Origin of the sequence: Amycolatopsis sp. cmx-4-61, from assembly GCF_046548775.1 — a bacterium.
GTDB lineage: Bacteria > Actinomycetota > Actinomycetes > Mycobacteriales > Pseudonocardiaceae > Amycolatopsis.
The window spans coordinates 74,622-95,780 of the sequence record NZ_JAEBEI010000021.1 but is presented as its reverse complement, the minus strand read 5'-3'; the positions used below and the strand labels follow the sequence as shown (position 1 = coordinate 95,780).

The window sequence follows — 21,159 nt, the reverse complement described above, 5'->3', positions numbered from 1 at the left end:
CCCCCTCGGACACCAACAGTGGTGAACTTTCACCGATCCTCTCACAGCACGCCGATCACCGATTTTGGTGGTCGGCATCTTGCGTTCCAGCCTCGTGTCACCCGGTCGGGGCGGTGGTCGGCGTGAGCGGTCTTGTGGCTCCGGTGATCCCCGGGGCGAGCATCGACGGTCTGCTGGCGCCGTTGGCTCCGATCGCGGTCCCACTTCCGTTGCCGACACCACCGCCAGGTCGTGCTCGGTGCGGTCTGGCGTACGCGATCGCCCGCATCGACGCCTCCGGCCGCGTGTGCGTGCGGCCTCTGCTGAGGTTGTTGGGCTGGCCGGCGTCGGTCCGGCTGGCTGCGACCGGTGTGGTGACCTCGGTGGTGATGAAGCCCGACCCCGGCGGGGTGTTCCGGCTGGGCACGCGCCGGACGGTGGTGCTGCCGGTCGCACTCCGCCGCCTGTGCGGCGTGACTCCCGGCGATGACGTCCTGCTGGTTGCTGACCCGGAGCACGGCGTTCTGGTCGTGCACCCGCTGTCAGCTCTGGACCAGATGATTCTCGGCTACCACGCCTCCCTGACCGGAGGGGACTCCGATGACCAGTAGCCAGATGGAACTGGACGCGGCACGGCTGCTGCTGTCGAAGATGGGCATCGCTCCCGCCGACTTGCTTACCGAACCGGTGGAGCGTCCCCAGGTCCCGACATTCACCGAGTACATCCCGGTGGTTGCCCGGGCGGTATCGGCGGCGACGGCACGCTCGTATTCGTCGTACTGGCGTCGGCTGGAGACGGCGTGGGGGAGTCGGCGGCTGGATGAGCCGTCGCCGTCGGAGATCAAGCACCTGGCGGAGGAGTCCCGGGCGCAGGCGGTGGTTCGGCGGAACTCGCGCGGTGGGCGGAACGCGGCGGAAAACTTCATTGCCGCGGTCCGCTGTATCTACCGGCATGCGGTCGCCGACCGGATCCTGACCGAATCCGAGAACCCGGCACTGAAGGTCGCCAAACCGCGCCGGTTGCCCTCGCCGCGGCGGGCGCTGGCCGATCACGAGCTCATCGAGATCAACGCTGCGGCTGCCGAGACGGGAGACGACCCGTATCTCGACACGCTCCTGTTGAGACTGCACACCGAGACTGCGTGTCGGCGTGGGGGAGCGTTGGGGTTGCGGCGGCGAGACCTGGACGAGACCCAGTGTCTCGTTTACCTGCGGGAGAAGGACGGCACGAGCCGGTTTCAGCCGGTGTCGCCGACGTTGATGAGACTGCTGGTCTCGCACGCCGACGAACGCGGAGCCACCCACCCCGACGGGCCGTTGCTGCGGTATCGCACGGGTGAGCCGATCAGCAAACGCCGCTACGACTACCTGTGGGAACGGATCGGCCGGCATGTCCCGTCGGTGCACACCCAGAACATCTCTACCCACTGGCTTCGCCACACCACCTTGACCTGGGTCGAGCGTCGCTTCGGCTATGGCGTCGCGCACGCCTACGCGGGCCATTCCGACTCCGCGGACAGCGCGACGGTCACCTATGTCAAAGCCTCGCTCCACGACGTGGCCACCGCCCTGGCCGCGCTTACCGGCGAACCCCACCCTCTTGCTCACAAGCCTGCCCTCGGAGGTGTGTCATGACCCGGCCACGACGATGGCAACTGTCCCTGGTCGTCCAATGTGCCTGCACCGCGTTGGTGGCCCTCGGCGCGGCGTATGCGTCCTATCGGCACGGTCGCACGTTCGCGCTGAAGTTCGGTGCTGACGCGACGACTGCGGCGATCTGGCCACTGATCGTCGACGGCCTCCTCACCATCGCCACGGTGGAGCTCTGGACGGCAGCGCGAGACTCAGGTCGCCGTGTCGCGTGGACGGCGTTCGGGTTCGGGATCTCGCTCTCGCTGTGCGCGAACATCGGCTCGACCGACAACCAGACCGTTCTCGGCGTCATCGTCGCCGCCAGCCCGCCGCTGGCGCTTCTCCTGGCGGTGGAACTGCTCAACCGCGCCCTCCTCCATCGCCGAGAGGTCCACAGCGAGACCGAGCAGCTCGCCGAGACTCCGCCGAGACTGCGACTCGCAGACATCTCGGACGAGCCGGCCCCGACCGCCGAGCAACGCATGTGGGAGTACTACGTCGGCGAGCGGGCCCGCGGCCGCACACCGACGGGCGCCGAGCTGGATCGAGTGGTCGGAACGCACAACTACGGCCGTCGGATTCTCCGGAAGTGGAGGACCGAGCAAGATCGGCAGATCAACGGCCCCGGACGTTCCGAGACGGTAAGCGCAGTAACGACGTCCGCGAGGGCGGTCATTTACTCGGGTCCGCCTTCGTGATGTTGATGTGTCGCTGGAGAGATTAGAACTCTCACTGGACGGGTTTTGAACGGATCTTGAAGTTGCCGTCTGACCTGCGTAACGGACCAGCGATGTCCAGTCTTGGGGGTGCATTGGGAGTGGGCTACGTGAGCAGCTGGCCGATCTGGGGATCCAAGTCGGGGTCTTGCGTGGCGGTGAGGACATCACGGCCTGGTCATCGTGTTCCCCGGCCAAGTGTAGGCAGGCCGCCCCGGATCGTTCGCGCCCGCGGCAACACGGGCCGGCGAAGTAGTCCCTGGCGGTACTGCCACTCCAAGATGATCTTCTCGCGCGGGGCGGAACGCATTTTCGGATACAGGGTGCACAGCCTTTCTCGCAACTCTTCGACAGACCTGGCTGATTTCATGGCCTGCTCGACACGCTTTGGTTGCTTTTGCTGCACGTCGTTACCCCGTTCCTGACCAGTCGCAGAGTGCCTGACGGTATCGAGCTCGCATCCCACGATGGTGACATACGCGACCCGGAACGACGTCACTCTGGGTCGACAACTGCGGCCACGTCCGGCTGCTACTGAGCTACCGCCCTCTGCGGGGCAGCCGGAGGTTGTCGGAGGACAGGCGAACTAGTTCGAACGCAAGCTCGCTGATGGGAGTGGCTACGCCTGCTCTCTCAGGAGTGCCCTTGGCAGGATTCGAACCGGCGATACCGGCCTCCGGATGGTTAGACACACTGCCGTGCCCGTACATGCTTTGACCTGCTTAAACGCACAGCTCGTACCGTGCCGATCGCTGCGTTTGGTCACGCACTGGGCGCAACCCGGACAGAAACGCGCTCTGTCGCCGGAGTTCCGCGGCGATCAGGTGCCCGTCACCACGCTGCTACTGGATCGTGAGTACGCCGATCTGCGAGCCAGGCTCGGCGTGGGGTGGTGCCGTCGCTGAGGCCCTGAAGTCGAGGCGTCGACTCCGGAGGCTCCGGCAGGGGCCGGGCTCAGCCGGTTATCAGCAACATTTTGGCGGGGTGTGACGACGTTAATGGGCATGACTGACGACGCCACGCCATCGTCTCCTGCCACCGCCGTACCGGCCCCGCCGCCTCTCGCGGCGCCGGTGCGGGTGGTGCGGTTGCGGGAGCTGTCGCCGAAGACGATGTGGTGGACCGCGGCCGTGATCGCGGCGCTGACGGCGGGCGCGGTGGTGGTGTTGTGGTGGCCGGCGACCGCCGGGCTGAACGGGGCCGCGCTGGTGACCGTGCGGCTGGACGCGTTGAAGATCGGGCTGAGCATCGGTGTGGGCAGCGGCGGCGTGGTCGCGCTGTATCTGGCCTGGCGACGTCAGCACTCGACCGAAGCCGACCTCGATAACCGCGAACGCGCCCTCGCCCACCAGCAGGAAGTCGCTGCAGCCACCATCGCCCACCAGGACCGAGTTGCCCGTGCCACCGAGCACGATGCGGCCGAGCGGCGGCTGACCGAGCTGTATCTCAAGGCGGTCGAGCAGCTCGGCTCCGCGCAGGCTGCGGTCCGTCACGGCGGCCTCTATGCCTTGGAGCGCGTCGCGCAGGACAACCCCTCCCAACGTCAAACGGTGGTCGACGTGATCTGCGCTTATTTGCGTAACCCCTACGCCCTGCTCCCGGACACCGGTGGGCCCCGCCCGCTGGGTATGAGACGCCCACTCGTGCGATCGGCCACTGTCTGCCGCACACTCACACCGCCCCTGGGTGCAGCCCGCGCCCGGGAAGATCAGCACCAGGAACGTGAAGTACGTCTTACTGCCCAACGTGTCCTGCACCGGCATCTACAGCCTGGCGACGACCCCGATCAGCCGCGTCACACATTCTGGGCCGATATCGACCTTGACCTCACCGGTGCCACTCTCATCAACTTCGCCTTCACCGGCTGCCGTGTCGGCACAGGCGCCTTCCGGGAAGCGACCTTTTCCGACATCGCCTCATTCGACCGAACGACCTTCACCGGCGACGCCCTGTTCGTCGGGGCGACCTTCACCAGCGCCGCTTGGTTCGACAAGACGACTTTCATCCGCGCCGCTGCGTTCGTTGAAGCGACCTTTGGCGGCGACGCCTTGTTCGGCAGGGCGACCTTCAATGGCCCCGCCCTGTTCGCCGCGGCAACATTCACCCGCGAGGTCCGATTCGTCGAGGCAACCTTCACCGAGGTTGCCTCGTTCGAGGAGGCGACCTTCACCGGCGCCGCCTCGTTCGTCGAAGCGACCTTCGCCGGCGACGCTCGGTTCGAGAGGGCAACTTTCACGCGTGCCTGGTTCAGCGGAGCGACCTTCGCCCGCGATGCGCAGTTCAGCGGAACGACCTCCACGCGCGACGTCCGGTTCGGCCAGGCGACCATTGCCTGTGCAGTGTTCGTCAGGGCGACCTTCGCGGGCGCTGCCTTGTTCAACGAGACCATCTTCGCCGGCGGCGCCCGGTTTGACGGGACGGCCTTTACCCACGTCTCATTCGACAGGGCAGCCTTCAAACGCGACGCCTTCTTCACTGGAACGACCCGACTGGGCCGTGCCTTTAACCCGGTCAAGGACGAAGTGTAGAAATCTGATGAGAAGGGTTCCGGTCTCGCATGTTGAGCGGCGTCGACGAGGTGGTCCATCGTAACGTCGTTGAAGCCGGAGAGTGAGGAGCTGTCACGCTGGGTTCAGCGCGCGTGTACGACTCTGGTGGCGTTGGGCGCGTCGTATCGGCACGGTCGCGACGTCGCTCTGCGCTTCCGTGCTGATGCGGCGACAGCAGCGATCTGGCCGTCGATCATGGACGGCTTGCTGACGACGGCGACGGTCGACCTTTGGAAGCAGAGTGACGGCCGCAGTGGGCTGCGTGGACGGCGTTCGGCTTCGGTATCCCGCTCTCATTGTGCGAACGTCAGTTCGGCTCCGCGGCTGAGCGCGTTCTTGATCGTGCTGGTGAGGCGCATAGTTGGGACATGCCACGTCTGCCCCTCGATGCGACCGTTCTGTGCGGCGCCGGTGTGTCGTTCGATTCACACCTTCCTGACGGTCGAAAGCTGGCGTCGCTGGCCTTCGGCGAGGTCGCCCGAGGATGCGGCGTGTATCCCGCGAAAGCGATCAACGCCGTGAAACGACAGCTCGACCGCGAAAGGCTTCGCCTGGAAGTGGTTCTGGACCTGATGGCCAAGGAGGTGCCGTCGCGGACCTTGGCGGGCGTGTACTCGGCTGTTGAAGGAGCGCGGCCCGCCCGGCCACACCACATTCTCGTGCGGCTCGGTGTACCGGTCGTGACCACCAATCAAGACGAACTGCTCGAAATGGCCGCTCGCGCGCACCGCCTTCTCGACGTCTTGCACCTCCACGGACGCGCGACCGACCTCCGCTCCGTGGTGACCATGCTCAGCCAGTACGTCGAAGGGCTACCACGCTCCACTGCGGCGGCTTTCACCTCGCGTGTGACGGGGCGGCACGTGATCGTGATCGGTTACAGCGGCCGTGATCGGGATATCATGCCGTACCTCTACCACGCCGCGCGGATAACATGGTTGCGATTCGAAGGCGCCCAAGGCGCACAGGATCTGTCGCCCGAGGCGCAACTCCTGAAAGACGAGCTGGGCTCGCGAATGCGGGTCGTCGACCGTCATGACCCCGCCCAATGGCTCTACGAGCGGCTGTCGGTCGGGCAGCGATCCGACGTCGACCGCTTGTCAAAGGCCGCGCCGCCGGGCTCGTTCACCTCTTCCCTTTCCGTGGACGCGAAGGCCGCATTCGACGCGATCACTCTGCGCGATCGACGCTTGGCCGTCGCTCGGGTCCTGGTGCATTGCAACGAGGCCGAATACGCCTACCACGGGCTCCGTTTTTGCCTTCGATCGTGGCCGAAGGACCCGAGGGTGGCCGTCCGGCTCGCGGCAACCGCCGAGGTGGTGCAGCGCAGGCCGGAAGCATTGAGCCTCTATGCGCGTGCGGCCTCATTGGCCGCAGACCCTGCCTTGCGCGCGTCGGCGCTGCTGGGCCGGGCGCACGTCAACGCCAACAGCGGCGATCATGCCACCGCACTGGACGAGCTACGGCAGGCGACCAGCGCGGCGAAAGCGGTACGCGATCTGCGTACCCGGCGCAGGCTGCTCACCAGGATCCTGAATCTGCGTGCCCGTATCAAGGTCATGACCAACCAAGAAGCCGAGGCAGCAGAGGACTATCGGCGCGCGGCCGAGACCGCGGACCGCAACCACGATCTCGACGGGATGGTGACGGCCCGGATCTTCGGCAGCGACGCGCAGCACAGCCGCGGTCGGTATCGGGCAGCATTGACTCAGCTGGCCGAGGTGATGGAGGACAACGTCCTCTACGGTCGTCCGCAAACTCGGGTGTGGGGCCACTTCTATCGCGGGCTCACACTATGTTCGAGTGGTCTGCTGCAGGAGGGGCTCCGCGACCTGCGCACCTGCCGGGACGGCGCCGCACAGACCGGTAACCACCAAGCAGTTGCCTGGTCCGAAGTCGCCCTCGCCAGCTATGTTCGAGCCTCCGACGCCCGTCGGGCCGAGAGCCATCTGGCCGCCTGCGAAAATGCGATCGCAGCGCACGGTGCGCCCTTGACCGTCTGTCAAATCCGGTTGGAGTGGGAACGCGCCGAGCTCGCTCGCGCTCGTGGCAGGGACAGCGACGCCCTTGACTTGGCCACCGAACTGGAATCGCGTATCGCCGATCCCGGTCTCGGGATGACGCTGCCGTACATGCCGCCGCACCTGCTGGCCATTCGTGCCGAAATCGCGCGCCACCGACACGACGCCGATGCCGCCGACCTGCTGCTGCGCGCACGGGACCAGTTCCGGGCCGGCGGATGGCGACACAGCGCCGTACGCATGGACGTGGCGCTGTGGCTGCTCAGAGGACGTTCCCGTCCCCCGGCGAGACTCCTCGACCGCTGCCGACGCTACGAGTATCGCAGTGAAGTGCAACGGCTTCTGAAACGCATGAACACCTATTACCCGCTGCACAGCTGGTGAGGCGCTCCTGCAGCGGCGAAGCTGGCCAGCTCCAGAATCCGGAGCGGTGTCGAGTGTCGAGCCCGGCGGGGTCAGGTTCAGCCCGGCGCAGTTCGTCTCGGAGGTGTTCCGCACAAAACCCGGCGTAAGTCGACGTACGGGCTGCCCGCCTCGCCGTGGCCATCTCCGGGGTCGATCGCGCCGAACATGCCCGCGCCGGGGCGTTCCGGTGGGCCTCGCCGCAGGCCGCCGCGTTCGCCGCCGCAGCGGTCGAGATGGCCTGCAGGCCGTGCATCTGCCAAACGGTCAGGATCGCCAGGTGCCGCGAGACGCCGGCGTTGGAGCCGGTGCGGCCGCGGACGGTGACCATCGGCGCGTATGGGTCGGCGTAGTAGTCGGCGGCGTCGGTGAAGCTGGCCAGGTCCTCCGGCTCCCAGGCCGCGCGCCGCCTGACGTGAGAAGCTGTCGTGTGCCCAAGTTGCTCAACGCCATGCCGCTCGAACGTACCAACCGAATCTTCCTCCACCCCGTACACCAGGAGGCGGTCGGCACGGTCGCGCAGCTGATCGGGGACCTGAGGCAGTGCCGAAACCCCGAAGACTACTTCACCTTCCAACAAGGTCTGCTCATGAAGGTACTCGCGGTTCAGAAGTACCGAACGGGGTGCCGGTGGGTCGCGAAGCTGCTCCGGCAAGGTAAGACCGTGCCTGCCGATGCCCCCGAGTTGCGGTCGGCCGAGCCTGCGGACAGTCCCGAGACTTGGGAGCTTGAAGTCGACGTGTGTGAGCGTGTCGATCGCCAGCTTCGCTCGGTCGCCGATGCGCTGGCCTGGCGCATGTTCAATTACGACCGGCGGGTCATCATCGCGCTTTCACGCAACCAACACCCCGGCCAAATGGCCGGCAAGGAGGGCCTTGCCGCCGAGCTCGCCTTCCTGGCCGTGTGGTGGCGGGAAGAGCGCCGGTTCGTCCTGCTCCACGACTTGACCACATGCCTGAGCATCGGTGACGCCACCTCCTTCAAGGAAGTCGGCGCCGAGTACGAGGCCTACCTACACGAGATCAAGTCTGACACCAGCCGCAAGCCCGACCGCAGAACAGCGAAGCAACTTCGCCGCCAGCTCATGGCCGAGGAAGCCATTCGTTCCGGTGGTCCCCTGCCGGGCGAGCTTCCCGGACGGCTGGTGCAGCTCGACCTCCCTTATAAGACGCACCTTGATCTGCTCGGCCGGTCCTTTGAGCTCGCCCACCAGCGCGGAATTCAGGGCATGAAAGTCCCCGGAGGCAGATCCCTCGTCACCACCGACACCGTCCGCGGCTACGAACTGTGGTCTGAACAGGAACTCATCGACCGGACGGCGACGGAACATCTGCAGGCCACCAAGCGTGCACACATCCTGGGCAAGGGGCAACTCGTGTACGCACGAACCGACGACATGGTGGCACGGTCGCCGACCATGCCGCCGTGGGCGATCTACCCCTTGTCGCCCGAGCTGTGCACCAGGCTGATTGCCGACTACGCGTTGTTCATCGTGACGATGTCCAGCGATTCGGTACTGGCCGCACTCGACGATGTCGGTCTGGCGGCCGAATGGGTACTTCCAGTCGATCAAGGCGCCATCGAGCCGGATCAGGTGGTCCTTCGCGTAGGTAACCGCCGCCGCATCATCGAATTGCGGTGGGTTGAGATGCAACGTCGGCTGCTGTTCGAGATGGCAGACCTCCCGACGTGGGCGGAAAGCATCAAACAGCTGCTCGCTGCTGAGAACACCGGCCGTCATCCCTGGGCGCTGTTCGCCGACGAATGGCGGGTGTGGGCATAGTCGCGTTCGCTCCGTCTGCGTCAGAGAACGCCGCGAAGGGGGACTCGCCGAGCCTCGGCGCGAACTCGGGCTTTCGATGGTGTGTCGAAGACGAACCGAGACTTCGATGGTGTTGGCCGCGCTGACGCCCTGGCTCGTCCGGGGCCGTCGAACCGGTACACCCAGGTCGTCTCCGTGCCGGTCTAGCGAGCCTCGGCCAGCCTGATGGGTCCGGAATGCCGAACGACCGGTCCGAGATGATCTGGGTCAGCGTGCGACCGGGGGCTTGCGGCGAATCGTGGCACCGACAGCTTCTACGCCGTCGGGCGAGCCCTGTAGGTCGCCACCATGGGGACCAAACTTCGGTTCCCCCGACGACGTCCAGCCAGCCTATGTCGAGGGTGAACGATCGTGCCTCCTGGACGTCGGTTCCGACCAGCATCCTTCACCGGCTCCAACACCCCGTCCGTGGCCAGCGCGCCGATCGGGTGTTGCGGCGGCTTGAACCGGCAGTCGGCGCATCGATTCGGCAACCGCGGAGGCGAGCAGATGCGAGCTTGCTTGGATTGCATACTGCCTTCACCCGTTTCCGTGGCGGTGGGCGTCCTCAGGCGGATGGTTTCTTGAACGATCACCACGTGCTCGTTGATCAGGTTTCTTCGGACGAATGGCTCAGGGCGATCGACTGATTCACGATCGGGTGAACTTCGCGGTGCTGCGTCCCGAATGGCCGCCGTATCCGTCATGGCTGTACATGTGGGTCGGTTCGACCACGGCAAGCCAGGCCCGTACGCCGGAAGAAGGGCTGATCCGCTGCAGGTGTGAGGTCGCCCGATCCGAGCGGCCCAGGAAGAGGAGGCACGATTTCTGCCTTCGAGGAGCTACGTGATCAAGGCTGCTTCGGCCGTGCCGGGGTGACGTTGGTGAGCACGCTGATCAAGGAAGAGCGTCACAAATTCCCCGCGCTTGCCGACCGGGAGCCGGACGATCTCGTTCAAGACTTCTTCGTCCAGAAGATCGAACAGGTAACCGTCATGCTGGTGACGCAAGCCACCAGCGACGCCAGCGTGGGGAAACTGCTGCGGCGGTCGATTCGTCACTGGTTGATCGATGAGGCCAGGAAGACGGGAACCGGGCCGTTGCGCCGCTCTCTGGAAAAGATCCTGGGCGGCGAGGCTGTCTTCGAGCAAGTACCCGCCGGCCAGGCAGGCGCCGGACGATGGAGGCTCGCTGGAACCGACGCGGCGCCGTTCGGGGATGACCTCGATGGCCTCGTTCAGGCGGCTCGGAAGGTACGAGATGTTCGGCCGCCGAGGTGGACAAGTGACACTCGCCGTCCTCCAGTAGCCGACCGTCGGTCGATCACCGCTGTGCTCACGGCTGTGCTGGAAGCGGCCGGAGGCAGCCTGGAGACGGCTCAGCTGGTGTTCGTGTTTTCGCGGCGCTTCGCCGCGGCACTGGATCCGATCGAGGTCGCCTTGAACGACGTCACCCAGCTCGGCGATGTTCCGTCAGAAGAGGCTACCGGCGAAGACCTGGTCATCGCGGCCGACTCGGAGCTCGACGCTGCCTGCGCGGCCGCCGAGATCGTCGGGCGACTGTCCGACAACGAAAAGTCGACGGTCCCGATATGGGACGATGCGAACGCGGTGCGTGAGCGATTGGGCGCAGGGCGAACGCAGGCGTACGCCGCGATGGATCGCGCGAAAAAGAAGGTACTCGACCTGGCGGGCACCGGCCCGGATGCCGAGCAGATCGTGCGGGAGGTGATCAAGCTGTGCCGCTGACCACATCACGCACCGCCTGCCCTCACCGGACGATTCGGCAGCTGCGACGTCAGACTCCTTCGGCGGCTCATGAGGGCTACTGCATCGGGAGGACGGCATGACCGAGCCGAGCGCACCTGATTTCCTTCTCGAACTCGCCGGACGGGCACGCGTACCCGGCGAAATCACGGCAGCTGGCAGCCAGGCCCGGTTCGGAGCGCCCGGAGAAGCGGACCCGGCCCGAGGCCAGCTTTGGCGCGCTGCCTGGGACGACACCAGCCTGCTGGTCCTGCTGCTCGAAGTGGGAAACTCCGAAGTCAGCGTAGTGCCGTTGACGATCGACCCTTCAGCCGAGGACGAACGTTCTTTCGTCCTGGCTCCTGACGCGAGCTCCTTGGGCGTCGCTGCGACGGCGTGGATCGGACTTCGTGGAACACTGCCCACGAGGGTGCTCGACGCGATCGTCGACCAGCTGGCTTTCGACGTCGTCGCCGCCCTGGACCGTGCGGAAACAGGGCCGGGCGAGCGTGGACCCCTGATCCGTCGTGGCGAGCCCGTCGGCTCCGAGTTCGACGCTGCTGTTGAGGTGAGGGCAGAGGTTGCGGACGATCTCGAGTTCCTGCGATCGGCTCCAGCGCTTCCGGTCCGGAAGGACGGACAGCGCACCCGGCCACTGGCAGAAATGCTCAAAGGTCGCGTGGATCTTCCTGCCTTGAAGACGGCGCTGCGACCCTTCGGGCTTACCCAGGCCGATGTGATGGGGATCCTCCGCGGCACCAGACCCGTCACCATCGAGCAGGTGCCGGTCATCGCCGAGACGACCGGCCTGCCGGCGGAGGTGGTGTCGGAGGCCGTGCAGCCGCTCCCGCCGGATCTGGCGGCCGAGGCGGAGCGACCTCGGTACCGGCAGGCGTGGCGGGAACTGGCTGAACAGGACTCGGTGGACGAAACCATGGCCCGGCTGAACGGTGCGTACGGGGCCTTCGCGCTGGCCGCCCGGCAAACCGGGGCCGGTTCACCGCGCTGGGCCGAACGGCTTGACCAGTACATCCTCGGACGACGAGCCGGGAGAGCATGATGCGCGGCAAGTACGTGGCCGAAGCCCAGGAACAGGCCCGCGCGATGTGCGAAGTCCTCGAGCGCAGCCACCCCGGCGCGGCGGAGCGGTTGCGGCACGATCCGCTCGCCGAGCTGGACCGCTGGGACGACCTCGCGGTAGCCGCGGTCCGGGAGTCTGCCGGAGCCGACCGATGCTCGGTCGCGGGCAGCTACCACCCCGATCCGCCGACGCTCTTCGTGGCGCAATCGGTGTCGCAGCGCCGAAACGGCTTCACTGCACTGCACGAGCTCGGGCACCATCTGCAGCAGACTGACGAGCACCTCGGCGGCCGGACGTTCGACGTCGGCGATTCGGTCTCCTTCGAGGAGGAAGCCTGCGACGCGTTCGCGGCCCAGATCCTGTTGCCGGACGCCGAGCTGTCAGCTGCCATCGGCCCTCGTGGCCCCGTCCCGCAAGATGTGGCCGACCTGTTCGCGAAGTCGTCTGCCTCGCGTGAGGCGTGCTGCGTGTGGGCGGCCCGGCACCTGCGCGGCGCCGGTGCGGTGGTCCTGCTCGACTCGAATGGCATCGTGCTGTTCGCGTCACCGACGAGCTTCATCCCGCCAGCTCGCAGGTCGGACCAGTCTGGCACTCCGCTGATCGCGGCCGCGCTGGCGAACCGCGGGAGGCAGGTAAGCCGCGACAACACCCACGTCGTCTACCGGACGGGACACACCAGCGACCCGCTGTACGGGCAGGCGGTGTGGTCAGGTGAGTACCTCTTCGCGATCGTGGTGACCGACAACGCTCCGTGGCGGGAGCTCGCCCTACCGCGACCGTCGGGCGGTACGAACGGCACGGCCGGCTGGACCTGCGAGACCTGCGGCGACGAGTTCAAGGTCGTGGACAGCTGCGGACAGTGCGGCCAGCCTCGATGCCCGGACCGGCACTGCGGCTGCGACGTCGCCAAAACGGCCAAGGAACGGCTGTGCACGGTCTGTTACCTGAAACTGCCCCCAGCGATGTTCGTCGGCAGCGGAACCGTCTGCCGCGACTGTGGCTGACGTGCCCGGACGAATCACGAGGTGTGACGTCAGACCTGGGTGAAGCCGGTCCAGCCGAGGAGCGGCCCGCCGAGGGAGCACACCATGCCCTGCCACCGTGCCGTTGCCGGCCCCGCGGCCAAGGTCAACAGTGGCTGAGCCGAGCGAGCCTCAGACCGAGACCGAGAGCGTGGACAAGGTCCACGTGAAGCCGACCGTCGCGGTCGGCCCGGACGGCCGGACCCGGACTGTCCCCGAGCGGATCGCGCGTCGCGTGTGGGTCGCCGCCGGCGCGCGGTGCACCATGTGCAACCGCTACCTGGCCGACGAGGAGGTCACCGGCCGGGACGTCATGGTCGGACAGCTGGCGCACATTGTCGGCTGGTCGACCGCCCCCGGTTCCCCACGCGGATCCGACCCGCTTCCACTGGATGAGCGGAACCTGGCCGAGAACCTGATGCTCTTGTGCTACGACCAGCACAAGGTGATCGACCACCGCTCGATGTGGGAAGTCTTCGACGCCGACACGCTGCGCGCGATGAAGCGCAAGCACGAGGTGCGCATCCGGAAGCTGACCGGCATGGGTGAAGAGCGTGCAACCACTGTCGTGCGCGTTGTCGGCAACCTGCACGGCCGGCCGGTGGACCTGACCGACAACCGGGTGACGAACGCCTTGCTCGAGCGGGACCGTTTCCCGGACTGGACGCTGCGCGGCGCCGACGAACTCGAGATTGACCTCCGTGCGGTCCCCGGAGAGGAGACCAGCACCCCGGGCTACTGGGCATCGGCCCGGGAGCACCTCGAGGACCGGCTCGGCTACCTCCGCACCCAGGTACGCAAGGGGCAGGTCGCCCACCTCTCGATTTTCGCGCTCGCGCGGATCCCCGTTCTCATCATGCTGGGCACCCTGCTCGACGAGACGCTGCCAACGGATTTTTACCCGAAGCGCCGGGACGGTTCCGAAGGCTGGGGCGGGACGCCCGGGAGCCCGCAGATCGACTTCACCCACACCCGCAGGCAACCCGGGAGCGATCCTCACCGGGTGGCCGTCCTGCTGTCGGTCTCGGGCTCCGTAGACCCAGGGCGATTACCGCCCGAGGTCGACGATCGCTACACGCTTTACGAGCTCAGGCCCATCGAAGTCATTCCGACACCCACGTTGATCGGCAACGCCGCCACCCTCGACGCGTTCAGCCAGGCGTGGCGCAGGGTCCTCGCGGAGATCGAGATCGACCATCGAGGCGCGCCCTGCATCGACGTGTTCCCGGCCGTCCCCGCGGCTGCCGCCGTGAGCATGGGCCGGCACCTGATGCGAGTCGCCCAGCCCCCGCTGCGCGTATTCGACCGAGTAGACGGTCACGACACCTACCAGTACGCGATCACCACGTCCCCGAACGATCAGGACTTCCGCTGATGAACGACACCACCATGGACGCCTTCTCCGCCATCCTCGCCGGCGCCGCGGACATCCTCGACATCCCCGCCGACGTCCGCGACGCCGCCGTCGCCCGCTACACCGACGTCGGCACCTTCCTCGCCGAAACCGGCGGCGAGACCTGGAGCGTCTACCCCCAGGGCTCGTTCTCCACCGGCACCGCCATCAGGCCCCCGACGAACGCCGGCGAGTACGACATCGACCTCGTCTTCCGCAACGGGATCCGGAAGGAAAGCACCTCCCAGGCCGAACTGAAGGAACGCGTCGGCACCATGCTGGAGCAGTACCACGAGTATAAGACCAGCACCGACGCCGACGACGCCCCCGACAAGTACTTCGAGAAGCGGCGCTGCTGGACCCTCGCCTACGACTCGCTTGGCTTCCACCTCGACGTCCTGCCGTCCATCCCCGACGACGACTTCGTCCGCTCCGACAACGCGATCCTGCTCACCGACACCAAGCTCCGCCCCTGGCAGCACGGCAACCCCAAGGACTACGCCGTCTGGTTCCGCGACCGCTCCGAGGAAATGCTCCGCAAGCTCCGCTTCGAGGCGAAGAGCAGGAAGGTCGACGTCACCGCGGTGCCCGACTGGATGGTCCGCTCCACCCTGCAGCGCCTCGTGCAGGTCCTGAAGTGGCACTGCTACCTCGCCTTCGCCGACGACCTCGACGACCGCCCGCCGTCCATCCTGATCACGACACTGGCCGCCCACGCCTACGGAGGTCAGGAAGACCTCGGCACCGCCCTCATCGAAGCTGTCCACAGCATGGAAACCCACATCCACCACATCGACGGCAGGTGGGAAGTCCTGAATCCGGCGCACCCGGGGGAGAACTTCACCGACAAGTGGAACGATCCCGACACCGCACACCGGCGGACCAAGTTCCGAGCCTGGCTCGGCACCGTCCAGACCGACCTCGAGCGCGCGCACAAGACCCGGGACGCCGGCATCGACATCCTGGTCGACAACCTCAGCGGCCCGTTCGACCGGGACATCCTCACGAAGTCCGCGGCCGGCTGGGCGGGCCGAACGGTCGAGCTCCGGGAACGGGGCAAGCTGTCCGTCGCGGCTGGAACCGCGGTCCTCAGTGCAGGCGCCGGTCGCCGTAGCCGGAGCCACGTCTTCCACGGCCGTGAAACCCGCTGACCGCTGGCTGGGCGTCGGCCAGCAGGCCTTCGCCCTGCGAGCCCTCCTCCCCGACGCGGAGATCCGACTCAGCCGCGGCAGTCTGACCGTGACCACCCAGATCCAGCCGACGTCGGCAAGCCGCAAGTACACCGTCCGGATCAGCTACGCCTATGGCGGTGTACCCGCGGTCTGTGTTCTTTCACCTGACCTTCGCCTGCATGCCGAGGCGGATGTCCTGCCCCACACTTACTCCGACGACACCCTGTGTCTCCACTTGAATGGTCAGTGGCGACCAACGATGCTCATCGCGCAGACCACAGTGCCCTGGATCAGCGAATGGCTCTTCTACTACGAAATCTGGCTCGTAACGAAGCAATGGCACGGTGGCGGCGTGTTGTGACAGGTCGGGGGCATGCGGCGAATCGGCGATGGCTGTTGGATTCGTGGCCGTTCTTTGGATCTACTGGGTACTCGACGCCGGGGGCGACGCCCCGGATCGTCCGGTTCGCCGACCCGGCCGACCGAGTCCTGGACGGAACCAGCAGCCTCAACCTGGCGGACGCGAGGATTCACCTTGCTGGGAAGTTGGGTCAACGCCTGAGTCCCCGGAAGCCGGAGTCGTCGCGGTCGGCTGCAGCGCATGGATCATCCAGCTCGCAAGGTGCCAGGCACCGCCACCGCTGATCTCGGGGGTATCCACTGTGAGGTAGTACGGAGGTTCGACGTTGAAACCATCGCTGCCCCCGACCCATGTCTCATCGTCGTATCCGCAGGTGACCTCCGCTTCCGCATCATCGATCATGAGACTGAACCCGCCGTTTTCCCCGTAGTTCCAGGACAACTCGGCGGTGTGGTCGGTTCCCTCGACAGGAATCTGCACCTCGCCCGCAGTCTGCCAGCCACCCCACTTGTCGGGGAGTACCAAGCCGGGCACGCCGGTCAAAGCATCGTCGATGACTTCGAAGGCGTCCCATGAATCTTCGAAGGTTCCCCCAGTGAATACTATGGTGTCGGAGTCCGGCCGGACTTCGATTAGCTTGTCGCTCTGGAGCTTCACCACCAGCGTGGTCCGAGCCACCAGACCAGTGCGTGAGAACGTTTCTTCGACCACGGGCTCATCGTCGTCTAGGCGGTACGCATGCGTGATCTCGGCGTCGGCGAGGAAGAACGCGGTAGCGCGGAGGGTGCGCGTGTCCGGCTGCTTTCCCGGTTCGTGGAGCTCCGGGGGTTCGCAGACCACGTCCTGGAGACCAGCCAACCCGGTGAGTCGGGTCAGGTCGCCGCCGGTCCAGCCGTGTTCTTCCCAGTCGAGATCCAGGGCGTCGAGTAGTCCGTCGATCTTGCCGACCAGTTGCCCCGGCACCTGCGTGGCTTCGCCGAGAGCAACGGGAACCAGCGAGGAAAGAAGCCGCGCCACCAGCCACTGGTCGTCGATGCCAGCCGGGACGTAGTCGAAGAGCGCGCCCCGAACCTCGCCGGGAGCGCGCATCAGCGGCTTGCCGCGTTTCCAGGCTTCGTAGGCCTGGATGATGTCTTTGTCCCTGCTCAGGAACAGCAGGGAGTCCGGACCGTCGGCGCGCTGCAGGACATCACGAAGCCACGCCGAGTCGCTGCCGCCGGTCTTGACCTTGTCCTGGCTCTTCGTCTTCGCGGGCGCTTGTTGGAGAATCTGATCCTTCAAGCCCGCGACGGCGCTCTCACCGGTAAGGGCGATCACCTCGATATGGGGAACGGCGGCGAGCGCGGCCAGAAAGGCTTGGATGACGGCATCGCGGTCGGCATAGCCCGGGGTGATCATCAGGGGCGGCAGGCCCGCCGCGGTGAGATGCCCGAGCGGCCCCTTGACGAAATTGCGGGCTAAGACCCACTGGGCAGCGAGGTGCTCCGCCCACTCCCAGGCCACTGGCTCCGGAACCCAGGTCTGGATCCGGATCTTGGCCAGGTCCCGGGCGAGGGCGGCGAGCCTGGCCAGGTTCGGCCCGACCTCGCCGTACGCGTTGGCGTCCACCACCACGGCGATGAGCTTGTCGCGGATCGCCCGGTCGAGGAGCGTGGATTCGGTCGTCGTCTTGGAGCTCACTCAGGAAGTATCTCCCATGAGTTGCTGGGAGATACTTCCGGCAGGTGGAGGTGGATCCGACCAGTAGTTCCCGTTTGCCGGCCAGAGTCGCCAACTTCGAGCGTCCGCCGGACTGCCGTCTGATGTGGCCGGGGCCGTGTGGTCGTCTTTAGTCCTGGTGCAGGTTTAGGTCAGGGTAGCCCGCATGGCGTGACCAGCACTCGGTAGTGCCGCCATGCGGGAGCAAGTCGCGATGGAGCTGGACAGGAGCCAAGGGAAGGTAGGTTTCGAGGATGCGCCGCTCGATCGCCAGGGCGGCAGCGCGATTGGCGACTTGGATGGTCTTCATGACGCGACCGCCGGCCTTTTCGTGGTTGTGCAGGCGATTGTCGTTGGCGCAGTGGGTGATGCCGACCTTGTACACTCCGCATTCGCCGAGGTGGGGGAATTCGATCAGGTAGACGCGGTGCGGTGCGTCGGGATCCAGCCTGGACCCGTCGCAGCGCAGGCACGGTGGGGTGCCGCCGCAGATTGCGCTCCATGAGACCGATCGCTCGGTCGAACAGCGGGTGCAGGTCGCGTTCAGGGGTCGCCCAGGGTCTCCGGTGAACTCGCCGACGAGGCTGAGTCCCAGTGCTGCGAAGCGTGCTCGGATGGTCTCCTGCGTCGGTTTGAAGCGCCTTGCGTTGCATTCGGTGCAGGGGAGCCAGGACAAGCGGATTCCCTCGGAGATGCCGAAGAGCGTGTTCGCCTGAGCGGCCCCGCATTCGAGGCATTCCACGTTGAGTGGGTCGTTGCCGTCCTGGTCGCCGAGTGGATGCAGGGAGCGCATCCCGGCGGCGGTGAGGACTTGTTCTTGCCGTTCGACCGGCCAGTCGCCGACGAGGTTGGGGTACCCGAGCCGCCGATTCTCGATCCCATGCTGGATCCACTTGCACATCTGGCACACCCAGCCGCCTCGGCGGATCATCGGCAAGGAGACGTCGACGATCGCTCCGCACGGGTTGTGCCGGGTGCGGAATCGCGCACGAGCCCCGTCCCCGAAGGCAACGGGCGTTGCGTCGCACTTGGCGATCAGTGCGGTCAGACAGTGATCACAGAAGCCGATGGCTCGCCTGACTCTGGGCCAGCACGATTCATTCTTGCACGACGGCGCGGAACACGTTCCGTTCACGTGGCGGTGCCGCTGGGTAGGGGGCGAACCTCACGCGTCCTGCCGACCCGATTGAGGCCATGCGGCGCAGCCCGGAGCACGGTCGCTCCGGCGTGGTCGTCATGCCAGGCCACGCCGGAGCGGTCGACCTCAACATCGAACAGGTGCTCGTCGGCATTGCCGGGGCCTCGGCGGATGCCGGTGACCTTGAGGTGGGTCAGCGAGGGACCTGTGGCCCAGGCTTCCCGGACGGTGGCGAGGAGGTGTGCGCCCAGCAGGTCGGCGTAGAGGTCGTTGAGCTCGGTCTTGGTCCAGGCCTTACTCGACAGTCGTCCGGTGGGGGTGACGTGCGCTTTCTTCATGGGTAGGACGTCAAGTCCAGGAAGCAGAACGATCAGGTCAGCGTGATGCCGTTCGGCGCGGGTGACCATGACTGGCGCGGGATTGTCTGCGAAGGCGGCGTCCAGCGCGGCGCGAAGTACCTGAGCGGCTCCTCGCTGTAGCGCTGCCCACCAGGCGTCGGCCTGTGCTTGTTGAATCCGGTGGTGCTCGCGATCGCGGGCGTTAAGTTCCGTGGCGTGCTGCATGGCGCGATTCGCAGCCGACTGGCGTAGTTCTCTGCGGCGGGCACGTTGCCAAGGGCGGGCTTCGTGCTTGATCTTCGCCCACTCTTGCTGCTCGATGACAGCCGGATCGATTGAAGGGGGTACCGGGATCATCGGCCGCTGGGCCGGCGTGAAACGTTCACGCTGCACGGCCATCAGCTCGGCGAGATGGTTGTGGGCCGCCGCGCCTTCGGCTGCCCTCACATCCGTCGGGCTGACGGCGGGCGACGCGGGGGTCGCTCGAGACGTTGCAGGGCGGGTGCTGCGGCCCCGGCTGCCGCTGGTCGTCCGGCGGCCACGGCTTCGTGAGCTGGTGACGCTGTTGAGGAGCAGATTCTCTGCCGCGCCGAGCGGATTGGTGACGGTGTATATCGCGCGGCTCACCCGGCGCACGGGGCGAGGTGTTACGGCGCGTTTGACCGTTCTGACCGGGTGAGCGGCGCGGCGGACGCTGCGGGGGACTGCGCGACGCACTGCCTTCCGCGCAAGCCGCTTGCCAATGCCCACGAGCATCGCCCCCTTCAAAGTGTGATGACGAACGACGCCATCCATCGCGGCGGCGCGGTCGTCCACGAGATGTCGCAGGTAGTCGCGGCTTTGTTAACAGGTTGCGAACATCGAAACCTCGAACATTCCGCGATCCTGTCGTCGGGGCCGCCTTGGAGGAGTGTTGCATCCGGTCCTCGGCGGCATTTTGGACTGTTCGCGGCGCCTTTGGGGTTCGCTCCGTAGGCCGTCGGACCTTCGAACGTCGTTTCGCAGCTCACGAGCGCCGTTACGCGGCCGAGTCCGCGGGGAGCCGCCGTTACCCATCCGGGTGATCTCAGCTTGCCCCGAGGCCAGGGGCAAGGTCGCGGGCCAGGAACAGAGCGAACACCTATTTAGACGCTGGCTCGGATCTTGTCATCGAAGCGAAGGAGCTGGCGCGATGAGCAGCCGATCCGTCGAGAACAGCCCGTTGACCATGTTGCAGAAGGAGTTCGGCCGGGCCTGTGCGGTCAAGCGGTTCGACTATGCCCTTCACGACTGGTCCGCCGAGGAGACCGCGCTTTCCGGCGTCGCATCCCATGACGATCTCGTCGCAGTCCTGGCCACGCGCGACTACGAGCGGCACGACGAGGTGCTTCACGCGCTTCTCGTCCGGGCTGCGGCGCCGGTAAGCAGTGGTGTCGTGGCGACCGAGATCGTGGTCGACGCGATGCTGCCTGCTGTGCCGGGCATCGTCGGTCGAGTCGTTCGGGCAGTGCGGTCTGCGGGCGGTGCCGTCGGTCTTCGGCGCGGCGTGGCCGGAGGCGGAGTCTCAGCGGCGGAAGACAGCCGGGACATCCAGGTGTCGGTGATCGGGCACCTGTGGGAGCAGAGCCGGTGCTATCCGCTCCGGCGCCGGCACCACGTCGCGGCGAACCTCATGCGGGAGACCCAACGCGCGGCTCAGCGGGACTTCGGCGTCGACCACAGTCAGGCCGCCGCCGACGTGATCAGCATGGACGACGACCAGGTGCATCGGCCGCTCGCAGCCGTGCCGGTCGAGCTGGATGCATCGGAGGAGCTGCTCGAGCTGCTGGCCTGGGCGGTGGAGCAGGAGCGGCTTGACGAGCACTCCGCCACCATTCTGACCACCCGCTACTTCGGTGATCTGGTCGGCCGGGACGGTGTGGCTACCGACCGCCAGATCGGTGCGCTGATCGGGCTGAGCCAGCCGACGATCACCCGCCACCGCCGACGTGCGTTCGAGCGACTGGCCGAGGCCGCAGCGGAGTTCCCGAGCCGCGACCTGCCCTGGGCCGGCTGAATCACACCACGTGGCGACCTGCGTGCCTTCGAGCAACAGTCAGTCGGCCACGCATAGGGAGGTCGAGTCATGATCC

At 66.5% G+C, this 21,159-nt stretch carries 16 protein-coding genes and 1 pseudogene; 14 read left to right on the top strand and 3 right to left on the bottom strand.

Annotated features, from left to right (window positions below; genetic code table 11):
* Positions 1–113: 113 nt before the first annotated feature.
* From ACLJOU_RS39305 to ACLJOU_RS39245, 13 genes and pseudogenes are all read left to right on the top strand, one after another.
* Positions 114–590, top strand: a complete 477-nt coding sequence (locus ACLJOU_RS39305; RefSeq protein ID WP_410574348.1) for an AbrB/MazE/SpoVT family DNA-binding domain-containing protein — start codon at positions 114–116, stop codon at positions 588–590.
* The gene (locus ACLJOU_RS39300) at positions 580–1,614 is read left to right on the top strand and encodes a tyrosine-type recombinase/integrase (protein ID WP_410574347.1); all 1,035 of its coding nucleotides are present in this window, start codon (positions 580–582) and stop codon (positions 1,612–1,614) included. The genes ACLJOU_RS39305 and ACLJOU_RS39300 overlap by 11 nt, the downstream gene beginning before the upstream one ends.
* Positions 1,611–2,309 (top strand): DUF2637 domain-containing protein, encoded by a 699-nt coding sequence (locus tag ACLJOU_RS39295; RefSeq protein WP_410574346.1) that lies wholly within the window; start codon positions 1,611–1,613, stop codon positions 2,307–2,309. Before ACLJOU_RS39300 ends, ACLJOU_RS39295 begins: the two co-directional genes overlap by 4 nt.
* 1,022 nt (positions 2,310–3,331) lie before the next feature.
* The gene (locus tag ACLJOU_RS39290) at positions 3,332–4,855 is read left to right on the top strand and encodes a pentapeptide repeat-containing protein (RefSeq protein ID WP_410574345.1); all 1,524 of its coding nucleotides are present in this window, start codon (positions 3,332–3,334) and stop codon (positions 4,853–4,855) included.
* A gap of 126 nt (positions 4,856–4,981) precedes the next feature.
* Positions 4,982–5,098, top strand: a pseudogene (locus ACLJOU_RS39285) (DUF2637 domain-containing protein); the annotation flags it as partial.
* A 146-nt stretch (positions 5,099–5,244) separates the two neighbouring features.
* On the top strand, positions 5,245–7,281 hold the full coding sequence (locus ACLJOU_RS39280; RefSeq protein WP_410574372.1) for a hypothetical protein: 2,037 nt from the start codon (positions 5,245–5,247) through the stop codon (positions 7,279–7,281).
* A 448-nt stretch (positions 7,282–7,729) separates the two neighbouring features.
* Positions 7,730–9,082, top strand: coding sequence for a hypothetical protein (locus ACLJOU_RS39275; protein ID WP_410574371.1), 1,353 nt, complete (start codon positions 7,730–7,732; stop codon positions 9,080–9,082).
* Positions 9,083–9,984: 902 nt separating this feature from the next.
* Positions 9,985–10,848 (top strand): hypothetical protein, encoded by an 864-nt coding sequence (locus ACLJOU_RS39270; RefSeq protein ID WP_410574344.1) that lies wholly within the window; start codon positions 9,985–9,987, stop codon positions 10,846–10,848.
* Positions 10,849–10,945: 97 nt separating this feature from the next.
* Positions 10,946–11,905, top strand: a complete 960-nt coding sequence (locus tag ACLJOU_RS39265) for a hypothetical protein (RefSeq protein WP_410574343.1) — start codon at positions 10,946–10,948, stop codon at positions 11,903–11,905.
* Complete coding sequence (locus ACLJOU_RS39260) at positions 11,905–12,930, top strand: ImmA/IrrE family metallo-endopeptidase (RefSeq protein WP_410574342.1); 1,026 nt, start codon at positions 11,905–11,907, stop codon at positions 12,928–12,930. Before ACLJOU_RS39265 ends, ACLJOU_RS39260 begins: the two co-directional genes overlap by 1 nt.
* Positions 12,931–13,060: 130 nt before the next feature.
* Positions 13,061–14,323, top strand: a complete 1,263-nt coding sequence (locus ACLJOU_RS39255; protein WP_410574341.1) for an SAVED domain-containing protein — start codon at positions 13,061–13,063, stop codon at positions 14,321–14,323.
* Entirely contained in the window at positions 14,323–15,492 is a 1,170-nt protein-coding gene (locus ACLJOU_RS39250; RefSeq protein ID WP_410574340.1) for a cyclic GMP-AMP synthase DncV-like nucleotidyltransferase, read from the top strand. The genes ACLJOU_RS39255 and ACLJOU_RS39250 overlap by 1 nt, the downstream gene beginning before the upstream one ends.
* Entirely contained in the window at positions 15,479–15,874 is a 396-nt protein-coding gene (locus ACLJOU_RS39245) for a hypothetical protein (RefSeq protein WP_410574339.1), read from the top strand. Before ACLJOU_RS39250 ends, ACLJOU_RS39245 begins: the two co-directional genes overlap by 14 nt.
* Positions 15,875–16,021: 147 nt before the next feature.
* Here ACLJOU_RS39245 and ACLJOU_RS39240 read toward each other — a convergent pair whose 3' ends face one another.
* The 3 genes from ACLJOU_RS39240 to ACLJOU_RS39230 form a co-directional block, all read right to left on the bottom strand.
* On the bottom strand, positions 16,022–17,554 hold the full coding sequence (locus ACLJOU_RS39240) for a hypothetical protein (RefSeq protein ID WP_410574338.1): 1,533 nt from the start codon (positions 17,552–17,554) through the stop codon (positions 16,022–16,024).
* A gap of 148 nt (positions 17,555–17,702) precedes the next feature.
* On the bottom strand, positions 17,703–18,473 hold the full coding sequence (locus ACLJOU_RS39235; protein ID WP_410574337.1) for a hypothetical protein: 771 nt from the start codon (positions 18,471–18,473) through the stop codon (positions 17,703–17,705).
* Between the two features lie 230 nt (positions 18,474–18,703).
* Positions 18,704–19,864 carry a hypothetical protein gene (locus ACLJOU_RS39230; RefSeq protein ID WP_410574336.1) on the bottom strand — a complete coding sequence of 387 codons (1,161 nt, stop codon included), beginning with the start codon at positions 19,862–19,864 and terminating at the stop codon, positions 18,704–18,706.
* 355 nt (positions 19,865–20,219) lie between these two features.
* Between ACLJOU_RS39230 and ACLJOU_RS39225 the strand changes: the two genes are divergently transcribed.
* A complete protein-coding gene (locus ACLJOU_RS39225; protein ID WP_410574335.1) occupies positions 20,220–21,083 on the top strand; it encodes a hypothetical protein in 864 nt (287 codons plus the stop codon).
* Positions 21,084–21,159: the final 76 nt, after the last annotated feature.

Coding starts and splice junctions, on each gene's coding strand:
- ACLJOU_RS39235 (WP_410574337.1), bottom strand. CDS start 18,473: ATGTGCAAGTGGATCCAGCATGGGATCGAGAATCGGCGGCTCGGGTAC.
- ACLJOU_RS39260 (WP_410574342.1), top strand. CDS start 11,905: ATGCGCGGCAAGTACGTGGCCGAAGCCCAGGAACAGGCCCGCGCGATG.
- ACLJOU_RS39290 (WP_410574345.1), top strand. CDS start 3,332: ATGACTGACGACGCCACGCCATCGTCTCCTGCCACCGCCGTACCGGCC.
- ACLJOU_RS39250 (WP_410574340.1), top strand. CDS start 14,323: ATGAACGACACCACCATGGACGCCTTCTCCGCCATCCTCGCCGGCGCC.
- ACLJOU_RS39280 (WP_410574372.1), top strand. CDS start 5,245: ATGCCACGTCTGCCCCTCGATGCGACCGTTCTGTGCGGCGCCGGTGTG.
- ACLJOU_RS39225 (WP_410574335.1), top strand. CDS start 20,220: ATGAGCAGCCGATCCGTCGAGAACAGCCCGTTGACCATGTTGCAGAAG.
- ACLJOU_RS39265 (WP_410574343.1), top strand. CDS start 10,946: ATGACCGAGCCGAGCGCACCTGATTTCCTTCTCGAACTCGCCGGACGG.
- ACLJOU_RS39295 (WP_410574346.1), top strand. CDS start 1,611: ATGACCCGGCCACGACGATGGCAACTGTCCCTGGTCGTCCAATGTGCC.
- ACLJOU_RS39300 (WP_410574347.1), top strand. CDS start 580: ATGACCAGTAGCCAGATGGAACTGGACGCGGCACGGCTGCTGCTGTCG.